Origin of the sequence: Streptomyces sp. NPDC006739 (genome assembly GCF_042869815.1) — a bacterium.
GTDB lineage: Bacteria > Actinomycetota > Actinomycetes > Streptomycetales > Streptomycetaceae > Streptomyces.
In genome coordinates, this window is sequence record NZ_JBIAGM010000048.1 from 19,514 (window position 1) to 28,994 (window position 9,481).

The following is a 9,481-nucleotide window of genomic DNA, read 5'->3' on the forward strand; positions in this document are numbered from 1 at the left end:
CTGCTGGCTCCGCGGTGTGCGGGGCGCAGGTACTCGGCAAGACGGTGCACACGAGCTCTTCGCCGCGGGTGGTGATGGCCTCGAAGTCGCTGTATGCCATGGCGGCGAAGAAGTCGGTCAGGGGCGGAGGTGCTCGCGGCGCTGCTGACTGCACGGACCATGACTCTGTGACCACGGCAACTATTTAATTACGAAGCGTCGTTGGCCATCACACCACCTTCACATACCTGCCAGGATGCGGAAGCGGGCTCTGGAACGGGGGGGTTGTGGCGGCACCCTGGTGGTACGCGCGGCTAGCTGCGGTACGCGGTGTGGTCTATCAGCCTCCTGCCGGTCTGAGTATGGACCGGCTACGGGCCGCTGGTTGGGGACAACAACCAAGGATCAAGCGGTTCCAGGGGCGTGAGCCCTCGCTGTGGTGGGGCAACACCACCCAGTCGCCGGCTCAGCAGCATGCCTTACAGCTCACGGAAGACGTCTCGACCGCTGAGCTGCTCGTGAGCCTCGCGGAGGTGCTCGAGCTCCCGGGCCAGGGGTCGGACTACCATTACGCGCTGCAGAGCACGGTCGCGGAGCTGCGTAAGCGACGCCAGGCAAGTCCGGGACCTTTTGGCGAGATCGAGCGGCTGTGCCGCCTGGATCTGCAGCTGGCCCTGGCCGTTCCGGACGCGGTCTCGTTTGCAGAGGGCCAATACGTCTATATAGGGGCCGTGGACTGGCTGCTGGAGATGTACCTCACGGAGGGGCTGCTGGCAGATGCCCTGTGGGTGGTGGGGGTCGCCGAACGCGTCGGGGCCGGTGACAGGCCCCGCGTCCGCAAAGCGCGGGAGCGGGCAGCGCGTGTGGCCGCTGAGGACGCGGCTGTATGACGGGGCATCCCGGTCTGGCGCAGGTCCTACCCAGCGAGTCGTTCCTGGAGTACGCGTTCGTGCGATGGGTGCTGACCCCTGCGGCTCATCCGGCCATCGTCGATCGGGTGCGGGCGCAGGCGCCGCTGGACGTGGGCGGGCACTGCTACCGGCTCGACTATCTCTTGGCGGGCAACCGGCTGCAGGTTGCGGTCGAACTCGACGGCTTCGCGGCCCATAGCGGCCGGGGGGCGTTCACCCGCGACCGGCTGCGGCAGAACGACATCACTGCTGCTGGGCACGCGGTGGTCCGGTTCTCCTACGACTCCATCCGCACGAACACCGCCCGCTGCGTCGCCCAACTGCAGGCGGTCATGGCCCGTGACCCCGCCTTGGCCCTGCTTGCCATCGCCCAACCGCTCGTGGAGACACCTGCTATGGACCCCGATCCCCGGGCCGCCTTCGGCCCCTCGCCGCGCATCAGCACCATGGTCGGCGACCGCGACTACTTCACACTCGCGCGGGCGGCCGTCGATGTGCGGACGTTGCGCGAGTGCCAGAAGCAGGCGCTGGCCGCGCTGAAGGACTTCTACGCAGCCGGCGGCACCAAGGCGGCGTGTGTGATGAGCGTCGGCGCCGGCAAGACCGCGCTGGGGGTGGCCGCTCTGCTCGCCGTGGCCCGCAGGCGCGCGCTGGTCGTCACACCGGGCAACGTGATCCGCGGGACGTTCGACACTGCTTTGGACCACCGGGCTGTCGGTAACGCCCTCTACGGGCTGCACGGCGGGCCGCTGATCCCGGGGTGCCGGCCGCCGTCAGTGCTCACGGTGGACCGGGACGCAGGGGGTGTTCGCAAGGTAGATCAGCAGAAGCTGCTGGCCGCCGACGTCATCGTCACGAACTTCCACTCCCTGGGCAGTGGGCAGAACCCCGACGATCTGCTGGCCAAGCTGGGCCCAGACGATGTGGACTTCATCGTCGTCGACGAGGCGCACATCGCGGCGGCCGAGTCCTACCAGCGATTGTTCGCGCATTTCGCCTCGGCGCGCGTCGTGCTGATGAGTGCCTGCTTCACCCGCCTGGACGGCAAGCCAATCGATGCGGAGGTGGTCTACCGGTACCGCCTCATCGACTCCATCGCGGACGGCAACGCCAAGAACCTGCGCATGCACCGGTTCACCCCCGACAGCGCGGCCACCACCTACGAGCTGGTGTGGCCGGACGGTCGGCGGGAGGAGATCACCGGCCGGGACGAGCTGCTGGCCCTCCTCAAAGACGAGCGCAAGCTCTCGCGCATCACGGCCAGGTCGACCGAGCCCATCCGCCAGGTGATGCGCGTCGTGAAACGCCTGCTCGACCAGCAGCGCGACCTGCTGTTCCCGGTCAAGCCGCGGGTGCTGTTCGCTGCTATGGGCCGCCAGCACGCGGAACAGATCGCGTGCCTGGCCAATGAGCACGGCATCGCCTGCGACGTCCTGCACCACTCGATGACCGATGCGGCCGTCGCCAAGGTCCGCGATCGGTTCGAGTCGGACGCCGGAGACTTGGATGGCGTCGTGCAGCTGAAGATGCTGGGCCAGGGCTATGACTTCCCGCCCATCTGCTTGGTGGTGCCCATGCGCCCCTACGGCAGCTTCAGCGAGTTCTACCAGTTCATCGGTCGCGGCATCCGTATCCTGTCTCACCCTTCGCTACAGGGCCGGGTGGGCCCTCAGCAGCAGTTCCTCGACATCGTCCTGCACGCCGAGCTCGGCCTGGACGACCACCTGGACACCCTCTATGCCGAGAACGACATGGACCCGGCTACCGGCACGGTCGCCGACGACGCGCCCGAACCGATCGGCACTGGTCCGCTTCCCGGCAGCCGGGGCGGCGACGAATCCGGCAGGATGGACGCATTCGTGCTCTTCGAACGCGGCGAGATCACAAGCCGCGTCGTGCACGACTCCGAGCGCGTCGAGACCCGGCGCGCCGAACGCGAACGCGAAGCCCTCGCCCAGCGCTACGCACTGTATGCGGCCGGCACCGACAGCCCCGTGTCGTTCGAGCAATACGTCGACGTCGTACGAGCGCTGCATGACTGACGGCCTCGGCCGCACACTCGCGGCCGCCACCGGCCCCGACGCCTTCCTCGCGGCCGAACGTGCCGACGGACAGGAGGGACGCTTCGCTCCTTTCGAGGAGCTGGCCGCGACCGTCATGACAACCAGCTTCACCGGCACGACGCCGGTGGAGCTGTCCGCCGACGGACACTTCTCCCTGCGCCTGCCGCCGTCGCCGCGCGCAGCCATGAACGGCTGGTTCGACCTCGCAAGGCAGCAGGCCAAGGGTGCCTGGTGGCTGCCCGAGAGCACCGTGGTCAAAGCAGGCCCGGTCAATCTGCCCGCTTACTACACGGGCAACCCGCGGTGGGCCGCGAACATCGCCGCCATGGTTTCCGCGCGCTCCCCACTCGCCGGCAACCCTGACGCGTTCGCCTGCTGGGCGCTGCTCATCCCCTACGCCACCGACCTGCTCGCCCCGCTGGCCCTCCGCGGACCGCAGGCCGGCGCCCTCGAGCCCACCGCAGCCGACGCCGCCTGGGCCGACGCCGGGGCCCGCTACCGCGCCCTGGGCCTGCTCACCGCGCCCGTGGAAACAGCGCTCGCCCGGCTGCGCCCGGGAGGCGGCTGGTCCCGCCTGACTGGAGACCAGCAGATCAGCGCCCGCCAAGCCCTGGTCCACGCGCTCACGCCGGCGGTCGACACCACCGCCATCGCCCGCTGGCGCGCCACCCAGCTGGCGGTGCTGCTGCAGCGGTACTACCTCAAGGCGAAGAAGGGCCGCCCTACCGCCCGCACCGTCCTCACCAAGGCGCTGCAGCCCACCCTCGCCGCGTTCTTCGACGGCGACTGGCTAGCGTTCCTCGACTACCTGGGCGAGCAGCCAGCCGACGACGAACAGATCGTCACGGCTCTCCCCACTCCCCGTCTATATGTGCGCGCCTCCGCGAAGGTCGAGCAGATCGCCGCACGGCAGCAGCTGCCGGTCGAGCAGGTCGCCTCGATGGTCGCCAGCTACCTGGGCAGCGACGAGATCCGCTCCCCCATCGAGCAGCGCATCACCGTGCTGCGCCGCTACTGGGAGACCTTCGACGCCCTCCACGCCGCCCAGCGCCCCGGCCAACCGCCGCTGCTCGAGCTGGTCGGCAACCCCTGGATCCCCCCAGACGAGGACGAAGCCTTCCCCACCCCCGTCTACGAGCGCGTCCTGCCGCCGCAGCTCCTCGCCGAAACCGAGAAGCTGTGGAGCTCGGAATGCCATCCGCGCTACCCCGACCGCCTGGTCTCCGCGCTGCTGCCCCAGGCCAGCATGGCCGAAGCGTTCGGGCCCGCGCTCACGTTCTGGTACGAAATCGCCCTGAGCGCGTGGTACATCTGCGAAGGCCCCTACGCCCGCAGCGACCTGCACGGCCTGGCCGACTACCACGCCCGCCGCACCGACGCTTTGAAGGCCACCGGTACCCCGGTCGATCTGAGCCTGTTCACCGAACTCGCCGACGCAGACCAGCGCCTGGGACCGCCTCAGGACATCCAGCGCCCCATCAAGATGGCCCACCCCGACGGCCACACCATCACCGCCACCACAACCGTCGGCCAGCGCCGCGACGGCTTCTTCCTCCTACGCGACATCACCACCCGCCACCGCCGGGCCTGGGCCCGCCAATACCTGGAGACCGCACTCGGCTCATGGGAAGGACAGCTGCGGGAGGTCTCCCGCGAGCTCAACCGGGCGGCCAACGGCCGCGGGAAACCCCTGACCGTCAAGCAGTTCGCCCGGATCGCCGCGCCCGTCGCGAACCGGTGGTTCGGCGGCGACCTGGCCGCCCTGTGCGCGGCCATCGGCGAGAAGACCCCTGTGCAGCAAGAACGCATCCACCTGCTGCCCTACGACCGCACCGCCTTGTGCCGCCACCTGTTCCACGCGCTGGGCGGCCGCTACGTCACCAATACCAGCGGCGACGTGCCCGGCTTCCAACGAAGCTGGGCCATGACCCGCCTCGTGGCCCAAGCCCCCCGCCTCATCCAGCTCGAAGAACTCCTCGGCCGCACCCCCACCGAAAAGGAATTCCGCGCACCGTCCTACACCTGGCCCGACGGCCTGACCTACCCGGCCTATACCGCCGCCATCCAGCAGGCCCGTCTCGCCCTCCCCCTCACCCGTACCACCGAGGCAGAACAGGAACCCGCCACGCAGCCCACACCCCCTCCACTTCCCCCGGCCCCCACAAACACCCCGACACCGACCCCGCACCAGCCACCAGCACCTGCGGTGCAGCCCGAACGCCGACGCGGACTCCTCAACCGCCTACTCGGACGCAACTGAGCCAGAGGAGCGGCGACCAAGTCCGGGTCATGCTCTCACCGACGGCAGGAAGGCTGGCAGCGTCGCAGGCTGGCGTCCCTGGCTCTTCCTCCGCTCCCTGGTGCACTTTGTCTCCCGACTACCTCGGCAGCAGGCGGGAAAGGCGCCCGCGCACCGGCTGCGGTCTCGTCGCAGAAGTGGACACTCCAGGACATGGGCTCGCGGGCGCGGGGATGAAGGGAAGTGCCATGATCCAGGACATGGATAATGCCGAATTCGAGGTCATACCGGAACGGCGGTACGTCAAGAGCGTACGGCGCTACGCGCCGGAGAGTCTCATCCCGCATATCGCGTCGGTCTCGGCGCAGTTTGGCATACCGGAAATCGGACGCGGCTGGATGCACCGCCCGGATGAGGGCATCACCTACTATCCCTGGGCACTCGCCGACATCGCGTCGGTGTCGCTGACCGCCCGCAATGCCCCGCGCCGTCACCATGCAACACCACGCCAGCTCCGGGAACTCGTGAGCCTCTACAACGCCTCCGTCGGCGCACACAGCCATACCACCGGCAGCGCGACCGCCCGCGAGATCCTGCTTCTCACCTCCAACCTGCAGTTCCCATACCAGGATGAGGCGTATCCGCAATTCGCCCGTACCAAGGCGATCTTCGACGCAGGCTTCCCGCAGGACTACAGGCCCGAGTGCATCACACCCGGTTGGGACCGGGAGCTGTTCGGGACTGACCTGGCCGCCTACAGCCGAACCGCTCTGCTTCTCTACGTTGCGGCATCACAGTTCAGCGGCCGTTTCCTGCCCGACCGGCTCTATAACGGCCCCGAAGCGGAACAGTTCGAGCAAGCCGCTCCCCGCGAGGAACTGCTCACCCTCGTCGACGGGCATTTCTCCGCTGACCGTGACCAACTACGCAGGGACCATGCCAGGGTCCTGGCCCGCTCCAAGAGCTCCCCAAACTGGACGCCCGACCACCGCAGGTACGCCTACAACCCGCTCACCAGCCACCCGCTCGTGCGTGGGATGGGCCCGGGTTACCTGTGCCCGGTCCCGGCACTCCTGCCCCGCAAGGCCGGTCCGGCGGGCATCTACTTCGCGGGCCTGGCCCGGTGGCGCACCGCCTTCACCCGGGACCTGGGCCACTTGTTCCAGCAGTACGTCGGCAGTCAGCTGGCACTGCTGCCCACCGCCGATGTCCTGCCCGAAATCGACCACCGCATACGCGGCAAGCAGAGAGGCAAGAGCGCGGACTGGATCGTCGTGCACGACGACGCGGTGCTCATCGTGGAGGTGAAGTCCGCGATGCCCACCCAGGACTACCGGCTCGGGTGGGCCGAAGGGGTCTCAACCGCCCAGGAAAAGATCGGAGACGCGTTCGAGCAGATCGATCGGACAGCTCGTTTCATCCGCGAGCGACGCGAGGAGTTCACCTCTATCCCCAGCGACCGGCCCATCATCGGACTGGTCGTCACGCTCGAACCCTTCCACCTGGCCCAGGGCTACCCCGTACGGCAGGAACTGCCCATCACGTCCACGCCTACGCTCATCTGCTCAGCTGACGAACTGGAACTCCTGGTCATCGCGGAGAACCCCTCGATGAGTGACATCGTCCTGAAGGCCGTCCGTGACCCCGCCGTCGAGGGCTGGGCGCTCAAGACCATCACCGGCCAGCGCAGCCCACTGCGCAACCAGATCCTCGAGGCCTCCTGGAACACATTCGCACACGCCTTCCAATAGGAACTACCTCTCAGCGCCTCTCCCCCGACATCGCTGCGGCGGCTGCCGTCAACAGCCAAGACTGGTCATCCGGCACGCTGGACCGGCTCAACGGATGTCACTCCGGCCGGCGACACGCTCTCCACCAGTGGCATCGTTGGTGGAGGGCGTGGCGTCGGCATCGCGCCGCGTTGAACAGCACGACTCATACGCCGGGCCCCGAGGATGTCTCCTCCCTCGGGGACCCATGGCGTCCCGCGTCGTTGAGCTGGTGCCTCGGGGGAGCACATCGAGGGCGGCCTTGCCATGGCCAGGCGTCAAGGGCACCGTGGCGCGGCGCAGCACCGTGACGCCGGCGGCGCACAGCTCCTGCCATGCGGACATCCCGCGGTCGGGTGACACTGGCCACTGGCCCTGCGTCGAGAGATGTTTACGGGAGGATCCGCCTGATCGCTGCCTGCTGGGCGAAGTCCGCGACGTACACGGTGCCTTTGTCGTCGATGCATAGCGCATCGGGATTCTTCAGGTCTGTGGCGACGGTCACGAGCACGCCGTCGTTGAGGCGGAGCAGTTGTCCCCCGTGGAAGTCCGTCACGTAGACGTCTCCGCTGGGTGCCGTCGCCAGGGCGCCGAACGTATTGTTCGTCTGCGGTTTGATCAGCAGAGCTGTCATCTCGTCAAGGCGGTTTGGGTCCAAGCGACAGATCTGCTGTTCTTGCTCCGTGGGCCCTGTGATGGCGAGAAGCTTGCCTGTGCCTGGCTCTGCAGTCAGCTGCTTGAGTCCGGTTGGGGTTTGACCGAGCAGCGTGTACTGGCCGTCATGGGTGTAGCGCCACAGCTTCCGGGTGTGCATGGCAATGATCAGGTCCTCCCCTTGCCAGGCGAATGCCGTGATGGTGTGCCCGGGCTCTGGCTTGGTGACGCTATAGCTGGAGCTGAACTCCGAGATGGCCGTGAGGACGAGGAGGTCTGGCTCGCCATGGAGTTGGAGAGCCACGTCTCCGTTGGGCGCCGCCGCCAGCTTGTCGATGCCGCCATAGTTCGGGGGCCGGAGCTGGACACCCGCCGCTGGCTTGAAGGCGCCGGTCTTCGGGTCAACGTGCCAGAGGGCGGCTTCCCTAGTCGCGATGAACACTCCCATTTTTGTGGTGAAGGCCAGATCGGTGACCGGGGGAAGGGCTGTGACCCACTCCGTGACCGTGCCCCGAGGGTGTGCGACGGCCTCCACAATGGCTTCGGCGTACTGGCCGTCGTACTCAAGGCGTAGCATGCACCGGCCAGGTGCCAGGACGCGCAGAGACTGCTTCTCGAAGGAGACGATCTTCTTGTCGTCCGGGCGGATAGCGGGAGTCTCGATTGTTTCCGTCCAGGTGGCTGTCCCGTCCGTCTTCCATGCCAGTGCACGGATGGGTGGTGCCTCCTTGACGCGGGCCTTGATCAGGGGCGGTTCCAGAGAGACCCGCATCGTGCGCGCCTGGTGGGCTGCGGCCCTCGGGTCACCGTTGAAGAGTGCCGATGCGTTGAAGACGACGAACGGCGGTTCGCCGGTGCGATTTCGGGCCCATGCTGTTGGCAGAGTTGTAGTGCTGTCCCAGCTCCAGCCGACGTAGTCACCTGGGGTGTACGTGTTCCTGGTCGCCAGGATGCGCTGCCCCCGCACTCCTGCTTCGCTGGTCGCCAGCCGGATGCCTGTCGCATCCAGAGGAAGGGTGCAGTCCGGGTCGGAGTACAGCGGGATGTCGACCTCTTCCACCCTATACCAATTTTCTTGGCCGGCGCCGCGGACCAGCCAGATCGGCTTGCTCGGGCTTTGAAGGGAACCGTCGATCAACACGATGTCGTGTTCGTCGGTCGGGATACCGGCGGTGGACACGGTGATCGTTTCTGTGGTGCGGCGCAGTACGCGGCAGGGTCGCTCGTCGATGAGGACGCGGGTGGTAGGGCTGGCCCGCACCACGCGCAGGGTCAGGGTGTCGTCGCGCTGCGCGTAGCCGAGGACAGTCGGGGCGACGGCGACGTCTCGGTCGAGAAGGTCGAGCAGGACGCAGGCATGGGCCAGGATGCGAACGCATTCAGGCAACGTGCGGCACACGAGGTTGGGCTTGTTCTTGTGGGCGCGGTCTCCGCGGTGGAGGCCGATCGCGGCGCTGAACATGTCGTGGAGCCGCTGCTGATCCTGCTTCCTCTCGGAGACCCGAATCTTGTATGGCGCTTCTAGGAAGGCCTGCTTGAGCAGCTCGCCCCCGATGGTGTGGATCAGTCCGGTGCGGCGTTGGAGTTGTCCTTCGACATGGCGGAACGCGTCGAAGATCGCGTCGTCGTACCGTCCCTGGCTGACCGCCTCGGTGCACAACTCGATGACGTCGGCTCTCAGGAAAGACAGCGTCGCCTCGTAAGTCTCCAGCCGTGCCACCACGGTTGCCTTGTCGCGGACTTTAGCGGTGTCCGCCGTGGCGACTTCCTCAGTAGTTGTTGTCTTTCCGATCTTGAGAGATGAGCGTCGAACGGGAGTCCCGATTGGGTGATCGTGGGGGCGTGGCGCATACGGACAGGGCCTCC

5 protein-coding genes are annotated in these 9,481 nt (G+C 67.5%); 4 read left to right on the plus strand and 1 reads right to left on the minus strand.

What is annotated here, in order from left to right; translation table 11 throughout:
• Window positions 1-311 precede the first annotated feature (311 nt).
• The 4 genes from ACFYMM_RS42185 (at window position 312) to ACFYMM_RS42200 (ending at window position 6,943) form a co-directional block, all read left to right on the plus strand.
• On the plus strand, window positions 312-869 hold the full coding sequence (locus ACFYMM_RS42185; protein ID WP_388397651.1) for a hypothetical protein: 558 nt from the start codon (window positions 312-314) through the stop codon (window positions 867-869).
• Window positions 866-2,932: a DEAD/DEAH box helicase family protein gene (locus ACFYMM_RS42190; RefSeq protein WP_388397654.1), complete on the plus strand. Its 2,067-nt coding sequence runs from the start codon at window positions 866-868 to the stop codon at window positions 2,930-2,932. Before ACFYMM_RS42185 ends, ACFYMM_RS42190 begins: the two co-directional genes overlap by 4 nt.
• Entirely contained in the window at window positions 2,925-5,213 is a 2,289-nt protein-coding gene (locus ACFYMM_RS42195; protein WP_388397657.1) for a hypothetical protein, read from the plus strand. The genes ACFYMM_RS42190 and ACFYMM_RS42195 overlap by 8 nt, the downstream gene beginning before the upstream one ends.
• A 227-nt stretch (window positions 5,214-5,440) precedes the next feature.
• Window positions 5,441-6,943: a nuclease-related domain-containing protein gene (locus ACFYMM_RS42200; protein WP_388397660.1), complete on the plus strand. Its 1,503-nt coding sequence runs from the start codon at window positions 5,441-5,443 to the stop codon at window positions 6,941-6,943.
• Between the two features lie 409 nt (window positions 6,944-7,352).
• On the opposite strand, the gene ACFYMM_RS42205 is transcribed toward ACFYMM_RS42200, so the two are convergent.
• Entirely contained in the window at window positions 7,353-9,335 is a 1,983-nt protein-coding gene (locus ACFYMM_RS42205) for a TIGR02391 family protein (RefSeq protein ID WP_388397663.1), read from the minus strand.
• Window positions 9,336-9,481: the final 146 nt, after the last annotated feature.